This window comes from Plantactinospora sp. WMMB334, from assembly GCF_049179095.1.
Classification (GTDB): domain Bacteria; phylum Actinomycetota; class Actinomycetes; order Mycobacteriales; family Micromonosporaceae; genus Plantactinospora.
In genome coordinates, this window is the sequence record NZ_JBMHME010000002.1 from 614,404 (window position 1) to 638,228 (window position 23,825).

Below are 23,825 nucleotides of genomic sequence, written 5' to 3' on the forward strand. Positions count from 1 at the left end.
CCGGACGAGTTGTCAAGGCGGAAGCCGAGGGCCCGTCATCCCGTGGCGAGCAGGCTCCGGATCCGCTCCCGCTCGCGGGCGTAGCGGCGCCGGCCGACCAGCCGCAGCACGACGCGGGCGGCCAGCGGTAGCTTGTCCAGGAAATGGCGGCGCTCCTCCTCCGACGCGTGGTCGAGGACAGCGCAGAGCCCGAGCAGCCGCTGGGCCGGCGGGATCAGGCTCATCGCGTGGGCGCCGACGGCCTCCCACTCCTCGACGGTGAGGTGCTCCCGCACCAGCGGCAGGACGTGCTCCTCCTCGTCGTCGAGGTGCGCGACCAGCGCCCGGTGGTGCGCCTCCAGCGCGAGGGCCAGCCGGTCGCGGGCCTCCGGGGCCGCCGACCGGCTCCAGTCGGCCAGGGCGAGCTCGATCTGCGCGAAGGTCTCGTCGATCGTCCCGTGCTGCTCCGTCATCAACCGCACCAGGTCGGCGCCGAGCCGGGCCCGTTCGGTCAGCAGGGGCCAGATGAGATCGTCCTCGGCGGTGTGATGGTGGTGCAGGTTGGCGGTGTAGGCCGTCACGCGCGCGGCGACCTCCTCGGCGCGACCACGGTCGCCCGCCGGCACCGCCCGGACCAGCTGGGGCAGCAGGACCGACTGGCTGCGGAAGACTCGGTGGACGAGCACCATTTCCTGGGTGAACGGGCGGTCGGGCGTGGTCACGCGATGACTCCTTGCGGATCGGCTGGGCATACCGGCCAAGTCGAGCAGCCGGGGATAGACGCGGGATCGACACCGCGTAGACGAGCGGACCGGGGCGGGGGTCAGCGGGAGCCGGCGGGGCGGTCGAGTCGCGGAGCACAGCTCGATCGGCTCCCGGACCGTCCCGGTGATCGGGGCGTCCGGATCGCCGCCGAGCAGCAGCTCGACCGCGCGGGCGCCGAGCCGCACCAGCGGCATGCGTACGGTGGTCAGCGGCGGCGCCAGATGGGCGGCCAGCGGCAGGTCGTGCACGGCGATCACCGACACGTCCCCGGGCACCCGCACCCGGAGCTCCTGCACCGCGTGCAGTGCCCCGGTCGCGGAGGCCACGTTGGCCACGGAGACGGCGGTGGGCGGCTGCGGGAGCCACCGCAGCCGGGTCATCGCCGTGGCCCCGCCCTCGGCGGCGACGACCTGCGGCGGCGGATGGTGCGGCGGTGGTCAGGGCGTCAGCAGGAGGCGACCGCCGACCCCGCCCAGCGCGATCCGGCGGTGTGCTTCGGCGGCCTCGGCGAGAGGCAGGGACTGGACGGGGATGTCGACCAGCCCTTCGGCGATGGCCCTGAGGGCGCCTGCGGCGGCGGGGCGGGCCTGTTCGGGGTGGGCGGGCAGGTAGTAGCCGGCCGCGAAGCCGAGCACGGCGAGGTTGCCACCCCAGAGGGCGTTGCTGGGCACGGTGTGTTCCCAGTCGCCACTGGCGTTGCCGACCAGCAGCATCCGGCCCATCGGCGCCATCACCCGGAGGCTGTCGGTGCGCAGTTGGCCACCGACCGGGTCGACCACGACGTCGAAACGCCGGTCGCCGACCCATCCGACGAGGTCCTCGGCGGCGACGATCTCGTCGTAGGGCAGGGCGGTGGCTCGCGCGCCGGCCAGCGAGGCGCGGCGCACCGTGCCGACCACCCCGGCGGCGCCCAGGGTACGGGCGACGCCGGGGAACGCGGAGGCCAGCCCGCCCACGGCCCCGTGCACCAGCACCCGCTCGCCCGGCCCGAGGTGTGCGACCTCGGTCAGCGCCAGGTAGGCGGTGGCGGCGTTGGGGACGGCCGCCACCGCGAGCGCCGGGTCCACTCCGGTGCCCGCCAGGCTCGCGGTCATCGCGGCGTCGACGACGGCGATCGACGCGTAGCCGCCGTCGGCGCCGGTGCCGGAGAGGGTCACCACCGGTTCCCCGACCCGGAGGTCGGTCACGCCCGCGCCGAGCGCGCGGATCGTGCCCGCCACCTCCAGGCCGGGCACGTACGGCGGCTGCGGCAGGCCCGGCCGGTCCCGGTAGAGCCCCTGCCGGACGTAGACGTCGATCAGCCCGACGGCGGCGTGGCTGACGTCGATCGCCACCTGGCCGGGGCCCGGGACCGGGTCCGGCAACTCGGTCAACTCGAAGACCTCGGGATCACCGAAACGTGTGACGACGGCGGCTCTCATGAGGTGCTCTCTCCCCCTGTCGGTGGATCGCGACGCGCCGCGCCCGGCAGCCGTCCCGCTTCAACGCAATCCAGTTGCGTTACGCCGACGCTAACACGCTCGGGACGGCTAACGCATGCGAAGTGCGTTACAGTCGGCGCATGGCTCGCCGCGCCCGTACCCCGGAGGCCAAGGCCCGCCGCGCCGAGGACCTGCTGGAAGCCGCCCGGTCCCTGGCCGCGGAGCGCGGCGGCGTGCGCCATGTCACGTTGGCGGCCGTCACCGAGGCCGCCGGCCTGCATCCCTCCGCCGTCCGGCGCTACTTCGCCAGCAGGGAGGAACTCCTGCTCGAACTCGCCGAACGCGGCTGGTACCGGTGGCGCGGGATCCTCGCCGAGGAGCTGGCCGGCGACCGGGGCCGCACGCCGCCCGAGACCGCCGCCGCCGTCGGCAGCACCCTCGCCGCGCTGCCGCTCTTCTGCGACCTGCTCACCCACGTGCCGCTGAGCCTGGAGGGCGAGGTGGGCATCGACCGCGCGCGCCGCTACAAGACCAGGTCGTTCGAGGCGTACGACGCCATCGTCGACGCCCTGACCACGACCGGCACGATGACCACCGGCCAGGTGCGGGACCTCGTCACGGCGGCGCTGGGCCTGACCGCCAACCTCTGGCAGCTCGCCCACCCCACCCCGACCCTCGCGAGGCTCTACGCCGAGGAGCCCCGCTGGGCACACGCCGCCCTCGACTTCGAGGCGCGCCTCGTCCGCCTCCTCCAGGCCACCGCGACCGGGCTCGCCGGAGGCGGCGGGCCGCAGGCGTGACCGCTGTCGCCCGCGGATGAGGTCGGGACATCCAGGGGGCGTCGAGGCGGCGTACGATCCGTTCCGTCGTCGCGACACGAGCCGGCCTGGAGCAGCCGATGATCACTGATGCAACGCTCGCCCGCATCGACCAAGGGGTGCAGCTGCATCATCAACAGGGCCAGCGTGAGGCCGCGCGCGACCTGTTCGCACAGATCTGGGACGAGATCGGCGGGGAGCGGGGCGATCCTCTGCACGTCTGCGTCCTCGCGCACGCGATGGCCGACGTGCAGGACGACGTCCACCAGGAGCTGGTCTGGGACCTTCGGGCGATGGCGGCGGTCGAGCTGCTCACCGATGGCCGGGTCGCCCAGGCCGGGGTGACGCTGCCGGTGGCCGGTCTGTATCCGTCGTTGCACCTCAACCTGGCGGAGTGCTACCGCAAGCTCGGCGATCTCGACCGAGCCCGCGACCATCTCCGGCGTGCGCGGGCGGGGATCGGCGTGCTCGGCGACGACGGGTACGCGCAGCTCATCAAGGGCGGTCTGGAACGGCTGACGGAGCAGTTGGCCCCCGAGTAGGCGTGGGTGCCGGTGTGCGGCTCCCGGGGCCACGCCTCCGGTGCGACTCCGCCGGCCCGCGTCGACCCGACGTCGGCCGGTTGTCGACGGGGCGGTGCTGGAGTTGCCGTGTGTCGACGGCACGTCCCGGTGCCGGCGTCAGCCGGGAACGTCCCGGAACGAGAGGTGCGGTGGTGTCCCGTGGGTGAACCCTCTGTCGTACCCCGGTCGCTGCGGTGGTGACCGGAGGCGAGCCGGCGGTCTTCGTGCTGGGCACCGGGCGCTGCGGGTCGACGATGGTGTCGGAACTGCTCGGCCGGCATCCGGCGATACTCAGCCTCTCCGAGTTCTTCGTCCTCTTCTCCGACATGTCGAAGAACCTGGCCCGGCTCTTCCCCGGCCGGGTGGTCGACGCCGCGTACTTCTGGTCACTGCTGAGCGAGCCGCAGCCCTTCCTCCGCAGCAGTCTGCGAAACGGCGTCGTGGGCAGCGAGTTCCGCTATCTGCACCGGCCCGCCCGGCGCTTCGAGGTCGACGCGGAGGTCCCGCCGATCCTCCTGGTCGCCCTCTGCCTGCTCTCCGACGACCCCGAGGCCCTGTACGACGAGGTCGAGCGATTCGTCACGACCCTGCCGCCGGCCACCACTCCGGTCCACTTCCACCGGCTCATCCGGTGGCTGCGGCACAGGTTGGGGCGCGGCGTGTCGGTCGAGCGCTCCGGTGGCTCCATCGCGTTCGCCCGGACGTTCGCCGAGGCGTTCCCGCAGGCGAAGTTCGTGCACGTCGTGCGGGACGGCCGGGCGGTGGCGATGTCGATGCGCCGGCAGCGCAACTTCCGGCTGGTTTACGTGCAGGCGCAACTGCGCCGGACGCTCGGGCACAACCCCTTCGAGCCGAGTGATCCGTCCGAGCTGAGTGATCCGTCCGAGTCGAGCGCACAGGACGGGCTCGCGGCGCTGAGCCCGGAGTTCCGGAGGCTGCTGCCCGGGAACTTCTCCGCCGAGGCCTTCGAGCGGCTCGACATCCCACCGGCGTTCTTCGGTGCGTTCTGGTCCGGCCAGCTCGCGCCCGGCTGCGCGCTGCTCCGCGAACTCCCCGCCGACCGGGTCCACACCGTCCGGTACGAGGAGATCCTCCGGCGGCCGGCGGCCACGCTCGGCGAGCTGGTCCGGTTCATCGGCGTCGACCCGCTGGACGGGAACTGGCTGTCGGCGGCGTCCGCCGGCGTTCGCCCGCCGGGGCCACCCCCGTGGCGGGACCTTCCCCCGGCGGCGCTGGAGGCGCTCGTCGAGGCCACCGCCCCGGGCTTCGCCGCCCTCGGCGGTCGCTACGAACCCTGACCCCCGACGCCCGCGCCGCTGCCCTGGGAGCGACAGCGACTCCCGGTCCTCCACGTTCCAAACGGCTCACAAGTCCTTCGCAAGCGCCCCGTCGGACGCTTGCGCTGACCGGAGTCGACGAAATGCGCGGAAGGGCCGTCGTGCTTGATCTGGTGCGCTGTCCGGGCCCCGCCGGGCCGGCGCCGACACGCCCCGGCCGTCGCACACCCGGTGGGCATCCGTGGGTGCAGCCCGGCGCGGAGGTGCGTGGTGTCTGACCGCATGTGGTTCGCGCTGCTGGGACCGGTCACCGCGCGACGGGGCCCGGTCGAGGTCGACCTGGGGTCACCGCAGCAGCGGGTGGTGCTCGCCGCGCTGCTGCTCCAGCCCGGTCTCCAGGTCTCGACCCAGCATCTTGTCAGCGCCCTGTGGGAGGCGGACGCGCCGCGCTCGGCGGAGGCGACGGTACGCACCTACGTGTACCGGCTGCGGCGTGCGCTGGCGTCCGGCGGGGAGCAGAGGCAGCTGATCAGGTCGGTCGGTGCCGGGTACGCGATCGACGTCCTCCCCGACGAACTCGACCTCGCCACGTTCCGGCGACTCCTGGCCTCGGCGGAGGAGGCGCGCCGGGCCTCTGATCTCACCGGGGCGGCGGATCTGCTGCGGCGCGGGCTCGCACTCTGGAACGGGCAGCCGCTGGCCGGGCTGCCGGGCCGGCACACCGAGGTGAACCGCGCGAACCTCGGCCGGCTGCGGCTCACCGCGCTGGAGGCGCTGCTCGCGATCGAGATCGATCTTGGCGCGTACGTCTCGGCCGCCGATCAGCTCGCCTCGCTCGTCGCCGAGCACCCACTGGACGAGCGGTTCCGGCGGCTGCTGATGCTCGTGCTCTACCGGTCGGGCCAGCAGGCCGAGGCGCTCGGGGTCTACCAGGACACCCGGAACGTCCTCGCGGCGGAGTTGGGGGTGGATCCCGGCCCGCAGTTGCAGGCCCTGCACCTGCAGATCCTGCGCGCCGATCCGGTCCCAGCTCCTACGGTCCCGCCTCCTGCGGTTCCGACGGATGCGGTGCCGCCTCCTGCGGTCCCGCCTCCTGCGGTCCCGACGGATGCGGTGCCGTCGCCTGCGGTCCCGACGGATGCGGTGCCGTCGCCTGCGGTGCCGACGGATGCGGTGCCGTCGTCCGCGGTGCGGGCGGTTCCCGCTCCGCCGGCGCAGCCGCCTGCCGAAGAGGCGACGCTTGCCGAGGAAGCGACGCTCGCTCGGGCGGTGCCGGTGTCCGCCGGGGTGAGCCCCGCACAACTGCCGGCGGATCTTCCCGACTTCACCGGGCGCGGCGCCGAGCTGGCGGAGCTCGACGCGCTCCTGCCGGCGGAGGGCCGGGCGTCGCCAGCGATGCTCACCGCCACGATCCACGGCATGGCGGGGACCGGCAAGACCGCCCTGGCGGTCCACTGGGCCCACCGGGTCGCCGGTCGGTTTCCCGACGGCCAGATCTATCTGAACCTGCGCGGCTTCCATCCCTCCGGCACCGCGATGGAGCCGCTGGAAGCGCTCCGGGTGGTCTTCGACGCGCTCGGCGTCGGCCTCGGGCAGCTTCCGGTGGGGCTGGACGCCCAGGCGGCCAGGTACCGGAGCCTCCTGGCGGGCCGGCGGCTGCTGATCGTGCTGGACAACGCCCGCGACGCCGACCAGGTGCGCCCGCTGCTCCCCGGCGCGCCGGGCTGCCTGGTGATCGTCACCAGCCGGCATCAGTTGTCGAGCCTGGTCACCATCGAACACGCCCGCCCGGTGGCCCTGGACGTGCTGGCCGACGCCGACGCCCGCAGGTACCTCACCGGGCGCCTCGGGCGTCGCGCCGGCACGGCCACGCGGCACGACATCGACGTCATCGTCGGGCGGTGCGGCCGGCTGCCGCTGGCACTGAGCATCGTCGCCGCGCGTACCGTGCTCAACCCGCAGTGGTCCGTCGCGGCGGTCGCGGACCAGCTCCGCGCCGACCACGGCACCCTGGACTCGTTCGCGGACATCGACCCCGCCATCGACCTGGGCAGCATCTTCTCCTGGTCGTACGAGCGACTCGGCCCGCAAGCGGCCCGGACGCTGCGCCTGCTGGCCCTGCATCCGGGGCCGGACACCGCCCTGGCGACGGTGGCCAGCCTCGCCGGGGTGCCGGTGCGGGGGGCGCGCGCCCTGGCGGAGGAACTCGTGCAGGCGAGCCTGACCCGGGAGCACGGGCCCGGCCGCTACCTCCTGCACGACCTCGTGCGCGCGTACGCGGGAGATCTCGGGCACCGGCTCGACCCGGAGGGTGAACGGTGTGCCGGGCTGGGCAGGATGCTCGACCACTACATCCACACGGCGCACCAGGCGGTGCGGTTGCTCGGGCCGCAGTGGGAGCTGGAGCCGCTGCCACCGCTGCCGGACGGGGTGGCGCTGGCGCACCTGCGGGACGCCGACTCCGCGCGGGGCTGGCTCGCCGCCGAGCACCACGCCCTGGTCGCGGCGGTCCAGCTCGCGGCCGAGCACTCGCTCGACGTTCACGTCTCGCGACTCGCGGCGACGCTCTCCGACATCTTCCAGCGGCACGGACACTGGCGGGACCAGGTCACGGTGCAACTGCTCGCCCTGCGGGCCGGCCGCCGGCTCGGCGACCCGGGCGTGCAGGCGACCGCGCAGCGGAGCCTGGGCAGCGCGTACGCCCGGCTCGACCGGCCGGAGCAGGCCCTGGCGAGCCTGTCGGAGGCGCTTGTCATCTTCGACGGGCTCGGCGACCGGCGCAACCAGGGGCGTACCCATCGCGTCCTCGCCTACCTGCACGGGCAACAGGGCGGCTACGAGTTGGCGCTCCGGGAGAGCCAGCGGGCGATGGAGTTGTACCGGACGGCGGAGGACAGGGTCGGCACGGCGAGCGCACTCAACGACTGCGGGTGGTGCCACGCCATGCTGGGCGACCACCGCGAGGCGCTGGCGGCCTGCCGGCAGGCCCTGCGGCTCTTCCAGGAGATGGGCAACGCCGACGGCGAGGCGAGCACCTGGGACAGCCTCGGTTTCATCAACGCGAACCTGGGGGACCGGGCGGCGGCCGTCGACGCGTACCACCGGGCGCTGGAGATCTTTCGCCGGCGCGGGGACCGCTACAACGAGGCGGAGACGCTCGCCCACCTGGGCGACTGCCATCACGCCGGTGATGACGCGCCGGCCGCGGTCGGGGCGTGGCGGCAGGCGCTCGAGATCCTGGAGCGCCTCGAGCATCCGATGGGCCGGCGGGTACGGGCCAGACTCCAGGAGGTCGAACGCTTCCTGGCCCGCGCGGCGTAGCCGGGGGCCGGCGGTGCCCAGCCGGTCGGCCGGGCCGGCGGTGCCCAGCCGGTCGGCCGGACCAGCGGTGCCCAGCCGGTCAACCGGCCAGCGGTGCGCGGAGCCGGCCGACGTGCCGGGCGTACCGGCGGTGGCCGACCGCCCGCCACGCCAGCCGGGCCGGCATCGGCAGGTTGCCGAGGAGCGACCGGCGCTGCCCGGCGGTCGCCTCCTCGAGCAGCGCGCCGAGCGCGATCGTCGCGTTCCGGCGAGCCATCCCGGTACGCGCACGATCGGCCGCCGCGTCCCACTCCGGCACGGTGAGGTAGTCGGCAATGAGGTCGAGCACGAGGTGCTCCTCGCCGTCGAGGTGTGTCAGCAGCAGCGCCCGGTGCCGGTCCAGGCCCTCGGCGAGCCGTTCGCCGAAGACCGTCGCCGCGGTGTGCCGCCACGGTGGCAGCAGTGCCGCGATCCGGACCAGGGTCTCGTCGATCCGCCGGTGCTGCTCCTCCATCTCGAGGACGAGTTCGGCCTCCAGGTCGAGCCGCGCCAGCAGCAGTGGCCAGATCAGTTCGTCCTCGGTGTCGTGATGGAGACGCAGGATCTCCGCGTACCAGAGGTAGTGTTCCGCGATCTCCTCCGCCCGGGCGACGTCGCCGTCGGGCACGGCCCGGACCAGCCGCGGCAGCAGGCCGGACTCGCGGCGGAAGATCCGGTGGACGAGCAGCATCCCGCCCGTGTCGGGACGGCCCGCGACATTCGGGAAGACCACGCTGCACTCCTTCGTGAGGCGACGACTGATCCGCACGGACCACCATGTGCCGCGCCACTTGGCCGGAACTTGCCCGCGACTTGCGGACGTAGTATTTGCGCAATGGTGCGTCTGCGGGTGCTCGGGCCGATCGAGGCCGACGTGCGCGGCCAACAGATCGACCTGGGCGGTCCGAAGCAGCGGGCGGCGCTGGCGCTGCTCGTCATCGGCCGGGGCGAGGCGGTCTCGATCGACCGGCTCATCGAGCAACTGTGGCGGGGCGAGCCGCCGCCACGGGCGATCGCCTCGCTGCAGGCGTTCGTGTCGAACCTCCGCCGGCTGCTCGAGCCGGACCGCCCGCGGCGGGCCCCGGCCACCGTACTGGTCACCGTTCCACCGGGATACGCGTTGCGGCTGCCGGAGGACGCGGTCGACGCCTGGCGCTTCGAGCGGGCGGTGCGGCAGGCCCGGGAGGCCCCGCCCGGACAGGTCCGGCAGCTCCTCGACGAGGCGCTGGGCTGCTGGCGGGGCGACGCCTACGCCGAGGTGGCGGACGAGGCATGGGCCGCCGCCGAGATCACCCGGCTCACCGACCTCCGGCTGGCGGCGCAGGAACTCACCATCGGGGCCGCGCTCGGGACGGGCCGGACGCTCGACGCGATATCCCTGGCGGACGCCGTCACCCGGGCACATCCGCTGCGTGAGGAGGGCTGGCGGTTGCTCGGGCTCGCGCTCTGGGCATCCGGCCGCCAGGCCGACGCCCTCGCCGCGCTGCGGCGCAACCGCCGGATCCTCCGCGACGAACTGGGGATCGTGCCAGGACCGCCGCTGGTGGCGTTGGAGCAGGCGATCCTGACGCAGCGGATGGAGGTGCTGCACGAGGCGGCGCCCCCCGGCGCGGGGCCTGGGCAGCCGGATCCGCTGGCCGGGCCCGGTCGCCGCGAGCCGGATCCGCTGGCCGGGCCCGGTCGCCGCGAGCCGGATCCGCTGGCCGGGCCCGGTCGCCGCGAGCCGGATCCGCCGGCACGCGACGCCGAGATCTTCGTCGGCCGGGAGAAGGAACTCCGGACGCTCAGCGACGTCGCCGCCACGGCCCGGCGCGGCGGGGCGACCGTACTCGTCACCGGCGAGGCCGGGGCCGGCAAGTCGGCGCTGCTGACCCGGGCACGGCGTGACCTGGAGGCCGACGGCTGGACGGTGGTGGTCGGCCGCTGCCCGGAGTTCGAGGGAGCCCCGCCCGCTTGGGCGTGGGTGGAGGCGCTGCGGATGCTCGCCCGGCTGCTGCCGCCGGCCGACCCCGCTCCGCTCCGCCCTCTGCTGGCCGACCCCGCTCCGCCCCGTCCCCTGCCGGCCGAGCCCGGAACGCGACCGCCGGCCAGCGCCCTGCCCGCCAGCGTCCCGCCGGCCAGCGCCCTGCCCGCCAGCGTCCCGCCGGCCAGCGCCCTGTCCGCCAGCGTCCCGCCGGCCAGCGCCCTGTCCGCCAGCGTCCCGCCGGCCAGCGCCCTGTCCGCCAGCGTCCCGCCGGCCAGCGTCCTGCCCGCCAGCGTCCTGCCCGCCAGCGTCCCGCCCGCCACCGGGGCCCCGTCGGCGGCGGGCGGCGACGACGCTGCCATCGGACGCTTCCTGCTGAACCAGGCCGTCGGTGGATGGATCCGGGCCGCCGCCGCGGCCAACCCGCTCGCGATCGTGATCGACGACCTGCACCGGGCGGACAGCGAGACCCTGGCCCTGCTGGAAACGGTGACGGATCTTCCCGGCGCCCCGGTGCTGGTGATGACGGCCCACCGGCCCACCGAGGTCGACGACGCCCTCGGCGAGACGCTCGCCGAGATCGCCCGGCGCACGCCGTACCGGCTGGCGCTCACCGGGCTCGGGCCGTCCGACGTGGCGACGCTGGTGGCGGCGGTCTGCGGCGGGCCGGTCGACCGGGACACGGTGGCCCGGCTCGTCGACCGCACCGGCGGCAACCCGTTCTACGTCGGGGAGAGCGCCCGCCTGCTGGCGAGCGAGGGTGCCCTGGTGGCAACCTCCGACGTGCCGCAGGGCGTACGCGACGTGCTCCGTCGGCGCCTGGCGCGGTTGCCCCGGCCGGCCGTCGCGGTGCTGCGACTCGCCGCCGTCGTCGGCCGGGAGGCGGACGTCGACGTGCTGGTGACGGCGGCGGAGACGGACGAGGACGGCGTCCTCGACGGCCTCGAGGCGGGGCTCATCGCCGGGCTGCTCACGGAACCGGCGCCGGGCCGGGTCAGGTTCGCGCACGCCCTGGTCCGGGACACCCTCTACACCGACCTGACCAAGCTGCGCCGGAGCCGGATGCACACCCGGGTCGCCGACGCCGTCCAGCGGCTCCGCCCCGACGACCTGACGGCGCTGGCACACCACCACGCGCTCGCCGGGACCACCGCCACGGCGTCCCTCGCGGTCGAGTACGGCGTCCGCGCGGCGGACCTGGCACGGCAGCGGTACGCCCACGACACCGAGGCCGAGCTGCTGGAGCAGGCGATCGGGGCGTTCGTGCGGGTGCCCGTGCCCGCCGACGACCGGGACGAGCGGTTGATCGAGCTGTTCGGCAGGCTGCTGCGGGCACAGGTCCGGGCGGGCACACTGCCGGCCGCCCGCCGCACCCGCCAGCGCGCCCTCGACGTCGCCGAGCAGGCCGGCCGTACCGACCTGACGGCCGCCGCCTTCGTCGCCTGGACCGAACCGACACCCTGGTCGACCCGGTTGTACGGCTCCGTCGACCACGGCACGGTCGCGGTACTCGAGCGCCTGCTCGACCGGGACGACCTGGATCCGGAGACCCGCTGCCGGCTGCTCAACGTCTTCGCCGCCGAGCTGGACGGCGAGGACGACCCGCGGGTCGCCGTCGCGGCCGAGGAGGCGTTGACGATCGCGCGGCGGGTCGGCGATCCCAGGCTGCTCGCGGCGACCCTGGTGGTCGCGGCGAAGTTCGTGCCGTGGGAGTTGTTCCAGGAGCGGCGCGCGAAACTCACCGTGGAGCTCCGCACCCTCGCGCAGACGCACGAGATGCCTGCCTACCGGTGGGCCTGCGAGCACATCGACGGGATGATCGCCGGTGGTCGCGGTGACGCGGCCGGGGTACGCCGGCACGCCGAGGCCGCGCTGCGGATCGCCCGCCGGTACGGGATGGCGCAGCCGGAGGTCGTGCACCGGGCCACCCTCGCCATGCTGGACCACGCGCAGGGGCGCTTCGACGAGGCGGAGGCCCGCTACGACGACGTACGCGACCGGATGTCCCGGTACGGCTCGCTGCACAGTTGGCGGCTGCACGCGTTCGCCATCTGCACCATCCGGTTCAGCCAGGGCCGGCACGCCGAACTCGAGCCACTGGTGCGGGCGCTCTACGACGTGGTGGGCCCGATCGCCGGTGACGCCCTGACGATCGTCCTGGCCCGGCAGGGCCGTCTCGACGAGGCCCGGAAGATCCGGCGGGCGGTGCGGGTGCGGCCCGACGCCTTCCACGGAATCCTCGCGACGCTGCGTGCCGAGACCGCGGTGCTGCTCGGGCAGCACGGGGCCGCGCCCGAGCTGATCCGGCGCCTGCTGCCGCTGCGCGACCAGGTCGCGGGGGCGGCCAGCAACTCGGTGGTGCTGCGGCCGGTCGCACACGCCCTCGGCGACCTGTACCGGCTGGTCGGCGACGACCGCGCGGCGGAGCGCGAGTTCGCGCACGCCGTGCAGGTCGCGCGTGGCTGGGATTCCGCGCACTGGATGGCGGCGGCGCGCTCCGCGATGAGCGCGACCGCCGCCCAGCCGGCGGTACGGGAATAGCGGCGACTGTCCCGGGCGCGGCGATCACCCCGGGCGGAGGGTCAACGGAGCCGTACCGGCAGTGCGGTCAGACTGTTGACGATCATCGAAGGGCTCCGGGTGAGGGTCTCGGCGGGCTCGCCGAGCCGGAGCGCCGGGAACCGGTCGAGTAGTGCCCCGATCGCGATCTGCCCCTGGAGCCGGGCGAGCGGCGCGCCGAGACAGTAGTGCAGGCCGTGCCCGAAGGCGAGGTGGGCGCCGGCCGGGCGGGTGACGTCGAGCCGGTCCCCGCCGGGAAAGCGGGCCGGGTCGCGGTTGGCGGCGAGCAGCGAGATCATCACCAGCTCGTCCGCGGGGATGGTGACGCCGCCGACATCCACCGGCTCGACGGTGAGGTACGGCAGCGTGCCCTGCACCGGCCCGTCGTAGCGGAGGAGTTCCTCGATCGCGTCGGCGAGCCGGTCCGGCTCGGCCCGCACCAGCGCGAGCTGGTCGGGGTTGGCCAGCAGCGCGAGGACGCCGTTGGCGATGAGGTTCACGGTGGTCTCGTGCCCGGCGAACACCAGCAGATACACCATCGAGGTGAGTTCGTCCCCGCTGAGCCGGTCCCCGCCGTCGCGCGCCGCGATCAGGTCGCTGAGCAGGTCGTCCTCGGGACTCCGGCGCTTGCGCGCGATCAGCTCGCGGGTGTATCCGTGCAGTTTGCCGGCGGCCGCTGCGGCCACCTCCGGGGAGACGATCCCGGGCGCCATGAGCGGCACGGCCCAGCCCCGGAAGTCCTCCCGGCCCTCCTCCGGGATGCCGACCAGCTCGGTGATCACGGCGATCGGCAGCGGGTACGCGAGCGAGGCCACCAGGTCGGCCTCGTCGTCGCCGTCGAGGGCGCCCAGCAGTTCAGCGGTCAGCGCCCGGATCCGGGGCTCCAGCGCGTCGATGCGGCGCCGGGTGAAGGCCTGGGCCGCCAGCCTGCGCAGCCGGCCGTGGTCGGGCGGGTCGGCGGTCAGCATGTGGGTGTGCAGCCCGCGCGCCACGTCCGGGGGGAGCCTGCTGCCGGGCGGTGACCACCGGGCCCGTGCCTCCCAGCCGCCCTTGACCAGTCGTGGATCGGTCAGCAGGCTCCGCGCCTCCTCGTGCCCGGTGACCAGCCACAGTGGTACGCCGGTCGGCATGGCGATCCGGTGGACGCTGCCCGCCCGGGCGTACTCGGCGTAGATCGCGTGCCGCTGGCCCTCGCCGGTCGCCGTGAACGGGCTGGCGATGCTGTGGCTGCCGGTGGGTGTCGACATCTCTGCTCCTCTCCCGGAGGACTCCAGCGTGGCCGGCGCCGCTCGGCGCCGCGTCGACGCCGGATAGACGCGCGGGCCGCCTGCCCCGTCCCGCGCGGTGGAGTCCCGTTCCGTGGGTCGGGGTCCTGTCATGCGGGCCACGTGGTGTCGAGGGCCGTCATGCGGGGTCGAGTTGGGCCAGGAGGAAGTCGACGACGGCCCCGCGGGTCTGCACGGCCTCGGGCATGTCCGGTTCCCAGTGGTATCCGTGCCACATCCCCTCGCCGACGAGCAGGCGCGACTCGACACCGGCGGCGTCGAGCTTCCAGAACTGCCGGGTGGCGTCGCTGAGGTTGAAGTCGCGGGTGCCGGTGGTGAGCACCGTGGCCGGGAAGTCGGCGGGGTACTCCGCGTAGACCGGGGAGAGGCCGGGCGCCTTCAGGTCCTCGCCGGGTGCGTAGAACTTCTCGGGAACGCCGACCCGGATGTTGGTCACCAGGCTGTCCCGGCCGTTGTTGGCGACCACGCTGTCGCCGACGCCGGTGAGGTCGGTGCAGGGGGTGAAGAGGGCTATTCCGCTGATCATCGGTAGGCCCTGTTTCTTCGCCTCAAGCAGCATGGAGAGCAGGAGGTTGCCCCCGGCCGAGCTGGCGAAGGCGACGACCTGACCGGGGTCGCGGCCGGCGACCAGGGCGCGGTAGACGGCGAGGATCTCGTTGACGGCGACCGGATAGCGGGCCTGCGGGGCGAGGGTGTATTCGACCGAGTAGACCGGCATGCCGAGCTCCTGTGCCATCAGCAGCCCGACCCGGTCGCGGCTGGTTCCGAGCACGAAGCCGCCGCCGTGCACGTTGATCGCGATCCGGTTCGCGTTCTCCGGCCGGACGTTCGGCGGCGTCACCACCGTCACCGGTACGCCCGCCAGCACCGTCTTGTCGAGCCTGAGGTCGAACCGGTCGATGAGCCGGTCCTCGACCACCGTCTCCTCGGCGACGAAATCCTGCTGGCTGTCCCGGACCACCTCCTCGGTGGCGACATAGGGAACGGCGAGGTCGGGGATGGTCAGCGTCGTGGCGTCCTCGAGGTGGGCGGCGGCCTCCTCGCTGATCGTCGCCCGCTGGACGTCGGTGATCCCCAGGGGCTGGTTGCCGTAGTTCGTCGCGACGACTCCCGCCGTGCCGCCGACGGTGAGCACGAGTGCGGCGGAGCTCCAGAGCCACCAGCGCCTGCGGCGTGGGCGCCGGGGTGTCTCGTCCGTTGCCTGATCCGGCATCTGCACATTCCTCCGTCGGTGGTCGAAGTCGGCCGGGGTCCGTCTTCCAGGTTAACGGACAGTCGGGCTCTTAATAAAGGACCGGCTGGCTGTTAGATTCCTGGGAATGTGGACGGGATCGTCGGCGGGCCGTAGGGAACCGCTGGTCTGATACCGTCGGGCGGTGGTCGAGATCTCCACCGGCTTCCAGCGCGCGCGCCGGCCCGAGCAGGTGGAGGCCCGCCGGAAAATGATCCTGGAGACCGCCCGCGCGATGCTGCGGGAGCAGCCGGTGACCGAGATCAGCCTGCGCGAACTCAGCAACCGGGTCGGTCTGGCACGGTCGAACGTGCTGCGCTACTTCGACAGCCGCGAGGCCATCTTCCTGGAGATCATGGACGAGACCTGGCGGGCCTGGCTGGCGGCGGTCGAGGAGCGACTCCGCGAGCCGGCTCCGCCGGACCGGACACTGCCGGACCGGATGCCGCCGGACCGGACGCCGCCCGGCCGGTTCGGCGCGGAGATCCGGGTCGCGTCGATCGTCGCCGAGACCGTCGCCGCGCAACCGCTGCTCTGCGAACTGATAAGCCTGATGGCCGGCGTGTTGGAGCGGCACATCTCGCTCGACTGCGCCCGCGACTTCAAGCGCCGTGCCGCGGTCAACAGCACCCGGCTCGCCACCCTGGTCCGCGCGGAGCTGCCGCAGCTGTCCGAGGCCGCCGCCGGCCGGTTCGCCGGTGCGGTCTTCATCGTCGTGGCCGGGCTCTGGCCGTACGCGACCCCGACCGAGACCGTCGTCACGGTCATCCGGGAGATGGGTGCCACGCACCCCGGCGAGACCTTCACCGAAGACCTCCGTGACGGCCTGATCACCCAGCTCGTCGGCCTCACGGTCCGCGAGGCCGGCTGAGCACCGCCCGGCCGGAAGCGGCGTCACCAGGCCTGGTCACCTCGCAGAGTCGCGTCCGCCCCGCCGTCGCAGTAGATGACCTGGCCCGTCACGTGGGTGTTCTCCGGGCTTGCCAGCCAGGCCAGCAGTCCGGCGGGGACGGCCGGCTCGGCGACCCCGTTCAGCGGGCTGGGCGAGACCTGCTCCAGGATCGCCCGCTCGGACGGCGTGGCGAGGATGTCCCGGGTCATCGCGGTCAGCACCACGCCGGGGCCGACCGCGTTGAGCGGGATCCCGGCACCGGCCCACTCCGGTCCGGCCGCCGTGCGCCGTACCCAGCGGGCCAGCGCCACCTTGCTGGCGGTGTAGACCTGCGAGCCGGCGGTGAAGACGGCCCGCCCCTCATCGACCAGGGTCCGGGCCCGGTCGAGCGCGGCGGGTTCGTCGCCGGCCAGGCACGCCGACACGAGGGCCTCGTCGGCCGGGGCGATCGCCGCGATGGAGGTGACCGCGACCGCCCGGGGCGCCGGCGCGGCGGCGAGCAGCGGGCGCAGGCCGGCCAGCGTCGCCACCATGCCGAAGTAGTTGACCGCGATCGGGGTGGTGTCCGGCTCCGCCGTGCCGGCCACCGCGACGACGGCGTCGACACCGCCGATCCGTCCGGCCTCCGCCACAAGGTGCCGGCGGCCGTCAGGCGTGCCGAGGTCGGCGACGATCTCCGCGTCCCGGCGGTCGACGCCGATGACCCGGTGCCCCTCCTTCGCCAGCCGCTCGGCGGTCGCCCGCCCGATGCCGTCGGCCACACCCGTTACCAGGTACGTTCTCATCGCTCTCTCTCCCTCACGGATCGCCGGAGCCGATCGTCCCCACCGGGGATAGCTGCCCGCTCGACAGCCGATGGACGGCCGCGACGTCGGCACGCCGGAGTGGCCCGGGACGGCGGCCGGAGGGCGGTGTGGTGTGACGCGGGTCATGGCCGGTTTGAAGACCCGCAGGTGAACCGGCATCGTCTCGCCGGTTGTGAGACACGATCCGCCGGCGGCCAGCGAGGAGGACCCGGTCCGCCGCATCGCGCGCGGTGACGCGGCGGCGTTCGAGGAGCTCTACCGCCGCACGTCACCCCGGCTGGCGGTACGGCTGCGTCGGCGCTGCGCGGACGAGGAGATCCTCGCGGACGTGCTGCAGGCAGGAGACCTATCCGGCGGTATGGCGCGCGTCGGGGTCCTTCGCGGCGGAAACGGTCGACGGCAGTGCCACCGGGTGGCTGTGGACGGCCTCGGCTACGTGCTCTGCGGTCCGGCCGGCCTCGGCCTACCCGCGGGCCCGGGAAACGGGCGGCGCTGAACGGACCATCGACAGCCTCGGCAACACGGCGGCCCACACGGCCCTGCGACCTGCGCTCGAAGCCCTGCTGGCCTGGTCGGCGTTGCGCGCCGGGAGCTCCGCGGCGGGCGGCGACCAGATGTGGCGAGATTTTCCGGTACCCCGTGCAACCCCGGCCGCCGGAGCTGCCGTCTTCCCCCCGACGGAAGGAGCGAAGACTGGTGAAGCAGCCCGACGAGGAGGAGTTCCGGCAGTTCGTCGCGGCCAAGCTGGAGGCGCTGCGCGGCCTGGCCTTTCTGACCTGCGGTGACTGGCAGACCGCCGACGATGCCGTCTCCACGGTCCTCAGCAAGCTGTTCGTCCGCTGGTCCAGCGTCGACCGCCCGTACGCGTACGCGTGCCGGATGGTGATGCGGGCGGTCGTGGACGAGCGGCGGCGCCCCTGGCGCAGGGAACGGACGGTCAGCCCCGAACTGCTCGACCGCCCGCAGGTCGACGAGTCCGAGACGGTCGACGAGAGGCTGCGCGTGCGGGCCGCGTTGCTGAGCGTACCGCGCGGGCAGCGGGCCGTGCTGGTGCTGCGCTTCTACGAGGAACTGAGCGTGGAGGAGACGGCGGAGATGCTCGGCCGCAGCGTCGGCACCGTCAAGAGCCAGACCGCTCGCGGTCTCGCCGCCCTGCGGGCCGTGCTCGCCGCCCAGGACGTCCCGACACCGAGCACCATCTAGGAGACAACGTGAGTGACATGCGTCAGTTGTTGGAGATCGCCAAGTCCGATTCGCCGCCCGCGCGGATGACCGTCGACGACATCGTCGTCTCCGGACGGCGCCGGGTGCGGCGTCGCAGACTCGGCAGGAGTGCCGGCGCGGTCGGCGGCGCGTCGATGGCCGTGGCCGCCCTCGTGCTGGCGACGACGACTCTGCTTCCCGAGGGGAGCGGGCCCGGCGATGCGGCGGCCGTCGGCGGCCCGGCCGCCGTGCCCGAGGGGGCGAACGCGGCAACGTCCGGCCTGACCCACACCTTCACCGGGTACGAGATCGGCGACTACCGGGTCGTGGATTCAATGCAGGTCACAGCCGGCTACCAGAGCACCGCCATCGAGCGGTCGAACCTGGACGTCGGTGACGGGCCCACCATCACGGTGCACGCCGGCACCCTGACCGTCTACCGGCCCGGTGTCTTCCGGCCCGAGCGGTTCAGCTCCGGCAGCCGCGTCGTCGTGCAGGGCCGGGAGGGGTACGCGACCACCCTGGGTGTCGAGATGCAGTTCGGGGACGCCCGCAGGGACGCGGACGATCGCCGTACTCTCCGCACCGAAACGGTGCAGCTGCCGGCGCTCGCCTGGCAGTACGCCGATGGCGCCTGGGCCACGATCGAGTCGGACAACATCGGTGAGCGGGGTGTGCCGGCGCAGATCCAGCAGCAGCTCGCCGAACGGTTCGCCGTGGGCCAGCCGACGCAGGCGCGGCTGCCCTACCGGGCGAGCTACCTGCCGGCGGGATGGCAGCTGGTCAGTGCCGGTCGCAGCCTGGTGCCGGGCGACACCGCGGTGTCGCTCGCGCAGTACGCCAGGCAGGCGCCCGACGTCGGCTCCCTGACGACCCGGGTCGACCTCGACGATCCGGAGGCGCCGTACCTGCGGGTCAGCGTCGCGCCGGTGGAGACCGAGGGACCATACGCGCACCCGGTGACGCCGCCATGCTCCACGGAGGGGCACTTCTGCGACGTGAAGATCGACAGCCGGTACTACGCGGAGGTCCACGACCAGTCCGGCACGCTGTCGACGGACGAGATCGAGAAGATCGCCGAGGGTCTGGAGTTCGCCGATCCCGCCGAGCCGGGCGGCTGGTATCCCGTGGCCGGCGGCTGATCCGGGCGGGACCCGTCCGGTTCGCCGCCCTTGACCGGTCCGGGCTCGGTGCCGTACCCCGGCCGAGCCCGGACCGGCGCCTCGGCCGAGCCCGGACCGGATGTCCTCAGTAGACCCACACCGCCGCGCCGATCGGCAGCCGGTCGCGCTGCCAGAGCCGATCGATGGCCGGCAGTGACACCCGGACGCGGCCGTGCGAGGCCGGGTGCGGCGGCACGTCCGGGTAGCCGTGCACCGCGATGCCGTCCTCGTGGAAGTACTTCGACCGGTAGAGCCGGCCGAGCGGCCCGGGGTCCCACCCCTCCACCTGCCGGGAACCGCCCCTTGGCCCGGCCGTTCCCGGACGGCACCCGCGGCGGCGCCGGTCAGCTCTTGACGGAGCCGGCCATCAGGCCGCCGATGAACCAGCGGCCGAGCAGTACGTAGATCACCAGGTTGGGCAGCGAGGTGATGAACGCGCCGGCCATCGAGGCCGCGTAGTCCGGGGACTGGGCGCCGGCCAACGCGTTCAGGGCGATCGTGATCGGTCCGTTGCGGGTGTTGGAGAGGAAGATCGCGAAGAGGAAGTCGTTCCAGGCGGAGGTGAACTGCCAGATGATCGCCACCACGAAACCCGGGGCGGAGAGCGGCAGGATGACCGACCAGAACGTCCGCAGCACGCCGGCACCGTCCACCCGGCCGGCCTCGACCAGGTCCTCCGGGATGGTGGTGGCGTAGTAGTTGCGGAAGATCAGCGTGCAGATCGGGATGCCGTAGACGCAGTGCACGAAGACCAGCGTCGGGATGCCGGGCGGCAGGCCGATCGTCGTGACGATCTCCCGCAGCGGGATCATCACCGCCTGGTACGGGATGAACATGCCGAAGAGGATCAGCGTGAACACCACGTCGGCGCCGGGAAAGCGCCAGCGGGAGAGCACGAAGCCGTTCGCCGCGCCGAGCAGCGACGAGATGACGGCCACCGGCGCGGCGAGCGCGACCGTGCGCAGGAACGAGGGACGTAGCGCGTCCCACGCCTTCGCCCAGGATTCCAGGGTCCACTCCCGGGGCAGGTTCCACTGCCCGGAGACGCCGATCTCGGCACCCGACTTGAAGCTCGTCACCACCAGCACGTACGCGGGCATCAGGACGACCATCAGGAAGAAGAGCACCAGGGCGTACTTGACCAGCCGCCCGGCGGCGGTCATCGGCGCCCGGCGGCCGGCGCGGGTGCCCCGGGCCGGTGGGCGGCGGACCGCGGCGGGCGGCGGCGCGGGGTTCGTCGTGGCGGTCATGAGCGCCTCTCCGCCCGGTTGACGTAGCGCAGGTACGGCACGACCACCACCGCCACGATGAGCAGCAGGATCACGCTGATCGCGGCGGCCTTGGCGTAGTCGCTGGTGAGCAGCGCCTGCCAGACGTAGACGGCCGGCACCTCGGTCAGCCACTGTGCGCCGGAGACGCTCATGATCAGGTCGAACATCTTCATGGACATGTGGCCGACGATGATCAGTGCCGAGAGCGCGACCGGGGTGAGCTGCGGGAAGATCACCCGCCGGTAGAGCTGGAAGGTGGAGGCGCCGTCGACGGCCGCGGCCTCACGCAGCTCGTGCGGTATGCCACGGAAGCCGGCCAGGAACAGGGCCATCACATACCCGGCTATCTGCCAGATCGCCGGCATCGCCATCGCCGACATGCCCCAGGTCGGGTTGGTCCACCACTCGCTCCGCAGGAAATCCAGGTGCATCGCCTGGAAGAGCCAGTTGAGCCCGCCGGCCCGCTCGCCGGTGCTCGGGTTCATCAGCCACCGCCACACCACCCCGGAGGCGACGAAGCTGATCGCCATCGGGAAGAGGTACACGGTGCGGAAAAAGCCCTCGCCGCGTACGCCCCGCTCGAGCAGGAAGGCCCAGAGCAGGCCCAGCAGCATGGCGCCGGCCAGGAAGACCACGGTGAAGACGGCGAGGTTCCGCAGCGAGTGCACGAACCTGCCGTTGATGTCCTCGGTGAAGAGATAGACGTAGTTGTCCAGCCCGACGAAGCCGCGTGAACCGAGCGCGTCGTGCTGGTCCGAGAGGGAGACTTTGACCGTCCAGCCGATCAGGCCGTAGACGAAGATCGCCAGCAGTATCAGCGAGGGCGATATCAGCAGGAGGCCGGGCCCCCACTGACGCACGTTCCGCATCGGGCAACTCCTGGTATGGGTGGAGAGGTGGGCGGCGTGCGCGGGCGGGGCGGTGCACCGCCCGCCCCACCCGCGAGGTCAGCCGGCGCCGTACCGGGTCGCGGCCTGCGCCAGCGCGTCCTGGAGCGCGCCCGCGTCCCGGTCGGTGGAGAACTTCGCCACGGCGGAGTTGGCCGCCTCCAACATGCCCTGCGAGCAGGCCGAGCCGTGCGCGCAGGACGGCACGGGCGTGGCCGTCCTCCAGTCGGCCATCGCGGTCTGCTGGTACGCCGGGTAGTTCGCCGGGTCGGCGTCGGTACGCGCCGGGATGGAACCCTTCTTGGTGTTGAACTCCCGCTGGCCGTCGCTGCTGCCGACCGTGCGCAGCCAGCACCGCGCGCCCTCCGGGTTGGGGGCGCCGCGCGGCAGGGTGAACGAGTCGGCCAACCACTGGAAGGTCTCGCCGTTGCCGGGGAACGTGAAGTAGCCGTAGTCGCGGAACCCCTTCGCGTCGAGGTCGGCGGCCTCCCAGTCACCCATCAGCTGGAAACCTGCCTGGCCGTTCATCAGCAGCCGTTCCGCGTCGGTCCAGTCCAGCGCGTCCCGGTCGCCGTTGGCGTAGCCGAGCAGCCGGTCGTAGTCGGCGATCGCCCGGGTGACGTCGGCGCCGCGCCAGTCGGTGCCGCCGTCCCAGAGGCCGGTGAACCTCTGCGGGCCCAGGTCGGTGATGAGCACCGTCTCCAGCAGCATCAGCTGGGTCCAGTCCGTACCGACCGCCAGCGGGGCGCTGACGCCGTTGGCCCTGACCGCGTCCAGCGCGGCGATGAACCCGGCCATCGTGGTCGGGGTCTCGGTGACGCCGGCATCGGTGAGTACCTGCTTGTTCGTCCACACCACGTTGGCCCGGTGGATGTTCGCCGGCACCGAATAGATCTTGCCGTCGTAGGTGAGGTTCTCGATGAGTCCGTCCGGGAACGCCTCCCGGAGACCCCATTCGTCGTAGCCGGCGCTGAGGTCCTCGAGCTGGCCGGCCGTGATGTAGTCCACCAGCTCCGCGCCCGCGTGCGCCTGGAAGGTGTCCGGCGGGGAACCGGTCTGCAGGCGCGAGGCGAGCACCTGTTTGGCGTTCGCTCCGGCGCCGCCGGCAACCGCGCCGTTCTCGAAGGTCTGTGCCGGGCACTGGTCGTCGAAGACGCCGACGAGCGCGTCGAGCCCGGCCTTCTCGCCGCCGTCGGCCCACCAGGTGAAGACCTCGACCGCGTTGTCGTCACCGCCCCCCGCGTCGTCGCCGCAGGCGGTGAGCGCCAGCAGCGCGGCCATGGCCGCGGCCGTCATCGCGGTCAGTCGTGAAGATCGCATGGTCCCTCCCTGTCGTGGTGGGCGGGCCGCCTACCCCATGGGCAGCCGTTCCAACCATCGACGGATGTCGATGCATTGGAGTCCTCCGGCGGCCACCGCCGGGTACGCATGTTTCGGCTGTGACCGGGCGGGTAGCCGCGCCGGCGACCGTCCGGACTGAGCGGGGCGGGATGGCCCGGCCCGGATCACCCGTCCCCAGGACTCGAAGGAGAAGAGGTCATGGCAGACGAGAGGGCGACCCTGGTCCGGCTCCCGGACTCGGACCGCATGCTGGCCGACCCGGCCGAGGACGTCCGTGGTCGAAAGGTCCGGGACACCGACGGAGAGGAACTGGGCACGGTCGAGGAACTGCTGGTCGACGCCGGAGAGGGGCGGATCCGTTTCCTGCGCGTCGAGCACGGCGGGATCTTCGGCTTCGGCGCCACACCGTCCTTCATTCCGGTGGAGGCGGTCGAGGGCGTCTCCGACGACGAGGTGACGGTGGAGCAGGCGCGGGAGCGGGTGGCGGGCGCGCCCCGCTACGACCCCGACCTGGTCGACCAGCAGCCGTACTACGAGAGCCTCTACGGCTACTACGGCTACCCGCCGTTCTGGACCCCCGGTTACCTGTATTCCGGCTTCCCGTACCACCCGTCCCGTCCGGCGGCGACCGGGGAGGTGCGGCACGGCGGCACCCGAGGGTGACCCCGCGGAAAGGAGGTGGACGTCGATGACCGACCTGTCCGACGGGCCGGGCCGCCCGATCGGCAAGGTCCGCGCCGGCATGCGGGTCGTGGACGCCGAAGGGGAGATGGTGGGCACCGTCACCCAGGTCACCGTCGGCGACAGGCCGGCGGGCGGCGGCATCCGGCCCGACCGGGAGACGGACGGCTGGGCCGCGGGCGTGTTCGGCGGGGACGCACCCGACCTGCAACACCACCAGGCCGAGCGGTTGATGGCCGGCGGCTACCTGCGGGTGATCGGCACCGGGGTGCACGGCGTGGACCGCTACGTCGCGGCCGACCAGATCTCCGAGGTCGACGACCCGACGGTGTTTCTCCGGGTGGGCCGTGACCAGCTCATGGCGGAGCACTGACGGCGGA

Annotated in this window: 21 protein-coding genes and 1 pseudogene; 11 read left to right on the forward strand and 11 right to left on the reverse strand. The window is 73.3% G+C overall.

The window, feature by feature from the left end; genetic code table 11:
* Positions 1 to 35: 35 nt before the first annotated feature.
* The 3 genes and pseudogenes from ACN27G_RS02645 to ACN27G_RS02655 form a co-directional block, all read right to left on the reverse strand.
* The gene (locus ACN27G_RS02645; protein ID WP_421497204.1) at positions 36 to 731 is read right to left on the reverse strand and encodes a hemerythrin domain-containing protein; all 696 of its coding nucleotides are present in this window, start codon (positions 729 to 731) and stop codon (positions 36 to 38) included.
* A 168-nt stretch (positions 732 to 899) separates the two neighbouring features.
* A pseudogene (locus ACN27G_RS02650) lies at positions 900 to 1,127 on the reverse strand (substrate-binding domain-containing protein); the annotation flags it as partial.
* A gap of 54 nt (positions 1,128 to 1,181) precedes the next feature.
* Positions 1,182 to 2,165 carry a quinone oxidoreductase family protein gene (locus tag ACN27G_RS02655; RefSeq protein WP_421491185.1) on the reverse strand — a complete coding sequence of 328 codons (984 nt, stop codon included), beginning with the start codon at positions 2,163 to 2,165 and terminating at the stop codon, positions 1,182 to 1,184.
* Between the two features lie 140 nt (positions 2,166 to 2,305).
* Here ACN27G_RS02655 and ACN27G_RS02660 point away from each other — a divergent pair, with 140 nt between their 5' ends.
* The 4 genes from ACN27G_RS02660 to ACN27G_RS02675 all read left to right on the forward strand — a co-directional run bounded on the left by ACN27G_RS02660 (position 2,306) and on the right by ACN27G_RS02675 (position 8,144).
* Entirely contained in the window at positions 2,306 to 2,965 is a 660-nt protein-coding gene (locus tag ACN27G_RS02660) for a TetR family transcriptional regulator (protein WP_421491186.1), read from the forward strand.
* A gap of 98 nt (positions 2,966 to 3,063) precedes the next feature.
* On the forward strand, positions 3,064 to 3,525 hold the full coding sequence (locus ACN27G_RS02665) for a tetratricopeptide repeat protein (RefSeq protein WP_421491187.1): 462 nt from the start codon (positions 3,064 to 3,066) through the stop codon (positions 3,523 to 3,525).
* A gap of 218 nt (positions 3,526 to 3,743) precedes the next feature.
* On the forward strand, positions 3,744 to 4,844 hold the full coding sequence (locus ACN27G_RS02670; RefSeq protein ID WP_421491188.1) for a sulfotransferase: 1,101 nt from the start codon (positions 3,744 to 3,746) through the stop codon (positions 4,842 to 4,844).
* 249 nt (positions 4,845 to 5,093) lie between these two features.
* On the forward strand, positions 5,094 to 8,144 hold the full coding sequence (locus tag ACN27G_RS02675) for an AfsR/SARP family transcriptional regulator (RefSeq protein ID WP_421491189.1): 3,051 nt from the start codon (positions 5,094 to 5,096) through the stop codon (positions 8,142 to 8,144).
* Between the two features lie 79 nt (positions 8,145 to 8,223).
* On the opposite strand, the gene ACN27G_RS02680 is transcribed toward ACN27G_RS02675, so the two are convergent.
* On the reverse strand, positions 8,224 to 8,895 hold the full coding sequence (locus ACN27G_RS02680; RefSeq protein ID WP_421491190.1) for a hemerythrin domain-containing protein: 672 nt from the start codon (positions 8,893 to 8,895) through the stop codon (positions 8,224 to 8,226).
* 102 nt (positions 8,896 to 8,997) lie between these two features.
* On the opposite strand from ACN27G_RS02680, the gene ACN27G_RS02685 reads away from it, so the two are divergent.
* Positions 8,998 to 12,666: a BTAD domain-containing putative transcriptional regulator gene (locus tag ACN27G_RS02685; RefSeq protein ID WP_421491191.1), complete on the forward strand. Its 3,669-nt coding sequence runs from the start codon at positions 8,998 to 9,000 to the stop codon at positions 12,664 to 12,666.
* A 41-nt stretch (positions 12,667 to 12,707) separates the two neighbouring features.
* Here the strand turns inward: ACN27G_RS02685 and ACN27G_RS02690 are convergent, their stop codons facing one another.
* Positions 12,708 to 13,931, reverse strand: coding sequence for a cytochrome P450 family protein (locus ACN27G_RS02690; protein ID WP_421491192.1), 1,224 nt, complete (start codon positions 13,929 to 13,931; stop codon positions 12,708 to 12,710).
* 157 nt (positions 13,932 to 14,088) lie between these two features.
* Positions 14,089 to 15,183 (reverse strand): alpha/beta hydrolase, encoded by a 1,095-nt coding sequence (locus ACN27G_RS02695; protein WP_421491193.1) that lies wholly within the window; start codon positions 15,181 to 15,183, stop codon positions 14,089 to 14,091.
* Positions 15,184 to 15,346: 163 nt separating this feature from the next.
* Between ACN27G_RS02695 and ACN27G_RS02700 the strand changes: the two genes are divergently transcribed.
* Complete coding sequence (locus ACN27G_RS02700) at positions 15,347 to 16,072, forward strand: TetR/AcrR family transcriptional regulator (RefSeq protein WP_421491194.1); 726 nt, start codon at positions 15,347 to 15,349, stop codon at positions 16,070 to 16,072.
* A 23-nt stretch (positions 16,073 to 16,095) separates the two neighbouring features.
* On the opposite strand, the gene ACN27G_RS02705 is transcribed toward ACN27G_RS02700, so the two are convergent.
* Complete coding sequence (locus ACN27G_RS02705; RefSeq protein ID WP_421491195.1) at positions 16,096 to 16,878, reverse strand: SDR family oxidoreductase; 783 nt, start codon at positions 16,876 to 16,878, stop codon at positions 16,096 to 16,098.
* 193 nt (positions 16,879 to 17,071) lie between these two features.
* Here ACN27G_RS02705 and ACN27G_RS02710 point away from each other — a divergent pair, with 193 nt between their 5' ends.
* From ACN27G_RS02710 to ACN27G_RS02720, 3 genes are all read left to right on the forward strand, one after another.
* A complete protein-coding gene (locus tag ACN27G_RS02710) occupies positions 17,072 to 17,395 on the forward strand; it encodes an RNA polymerase sigma factor (protein ID WP_421491196.1) in 324 nt (107 codons plus the stop codon).
* Between the two features lie 200 nt (positions 17,396 to 17,595).
* Complete coding sequence (locus ACN27G_RS02715; RefSeq protein WP_421491197.1) at positions 17,596 to 18,102, forward strand: sigma-70 family RNA polymerase sigma factor; 507 nt, start codon at positions 17,596 to 17,598, stop codon at positions 18,100 to 18,102.
* Between the two features lie 8 nt (positions 18,103 to 18,110).
* The gene (locus tag ACN27G_RS02720; RefSeq protein ID WP_421491198.1) at positions 18,111 to 19,244 is read left to right on the forward strand and encodes a hypothetical protein; all 1,134 of its coding nucleotides are present in this window, start codon (positions 18,111 to 18,113) and stop codon (positions 19,242 to 19,244) included.
* A 106-nt stretch (positions 19,245 to 19,350) separates the two neighbouring features.
* On the opposite strand, the gene ACN27G_RS02725 is transcribed toward ACN27G_RS02720, so the two are convergent.
* From ACN27G_RS02725 to ACN27G_RS02740, 4 genes are all read right to left on the reverse strand, one after another.
* On the reverse strand, positions 19,351 to 19,551 hold the full coding sequence (locus ACN27G_RS02725) for a L,D-transpeptidase (RefSeq protein ID WP_421491199.1): 201 nt from the start codon (positions 19,549 to 19,551) through the stop codon (positions 19,351 to 19,353).
* A gap of 58 nt (positions 19,552 to 19,609) precedes the next feature.
* Positions 19,610 to 20,515, reverse strand: coding sequence for a carbohydrate ABC transporter permease (locus ACN27G_RS02730; protein WP_421491200.1), 906 nt, complete (start codon positions 20,513 to 20,515; stop codon positions 19,610 to 19,612).
* Positions 20,512 to 21,339: a carbohydrate ABC transporter permease gene (locus ACN27G_RS02735; protein WP_421497205.1), complete on the reverse strand. Its 828-nt coding sequence runs from the start codon at positions 21,337 to 21,339 to the stop codon at positions 20,512 to 20,514. Before ACN27G_RS02735 ends, ACN27G_RS02730 begins: the two co-directional genes overlap by 4 nt.
* A 144-nt stretch (positions 21,340 to 21,483) precedes the next feature.
* Positions 21,484 to 22,743 (reverse strand): ABC transporter substrate-binding protein, encoded by a 1,260-nt coding sequence (locus tag ACN27G_RS02740; protein WP_421491201.1) that lies wholly within the window; start codon positions 22,741 to 22,743, stop codon positions 21,484 to 21,486.
* A gap of 219 nt (positions 22,744 to 22,962) precedes the next feature.
* Here ACN27G_RS02740 and ACN27G_RS02745 point away from each other — a divergent pair, with 219 nt between their 5' ends.
* Positions 22,963 to 23,427 carry a PRC-barrel domain-containing protein gene (locus ACN27G_RS02745; RefSeq protein ID WP_421491202.1) on the forward strand — a complete coding sequence of 155 codons (465 nt, stop codon included), beginning with the start codon at positions 22,963 to 22,965 and terminating at the stop codon, positions 23,425 to 23,427.
* 25 nt (positions 23,428 to 23,452) lie between these two features.
* Positions 23,453 to 23,818, forward strand: coding sequence for a hypothetical protein (locus ACN27G_RS02750; RefSeq protein ID WP_421491203.1), 366 nt, complete (start codon positions 23,453 to 23,455; stop codon positions 23,816 to 23,818).
* Positions 23,819 to 23,825 lie beyond the last annotated feature (7 nt).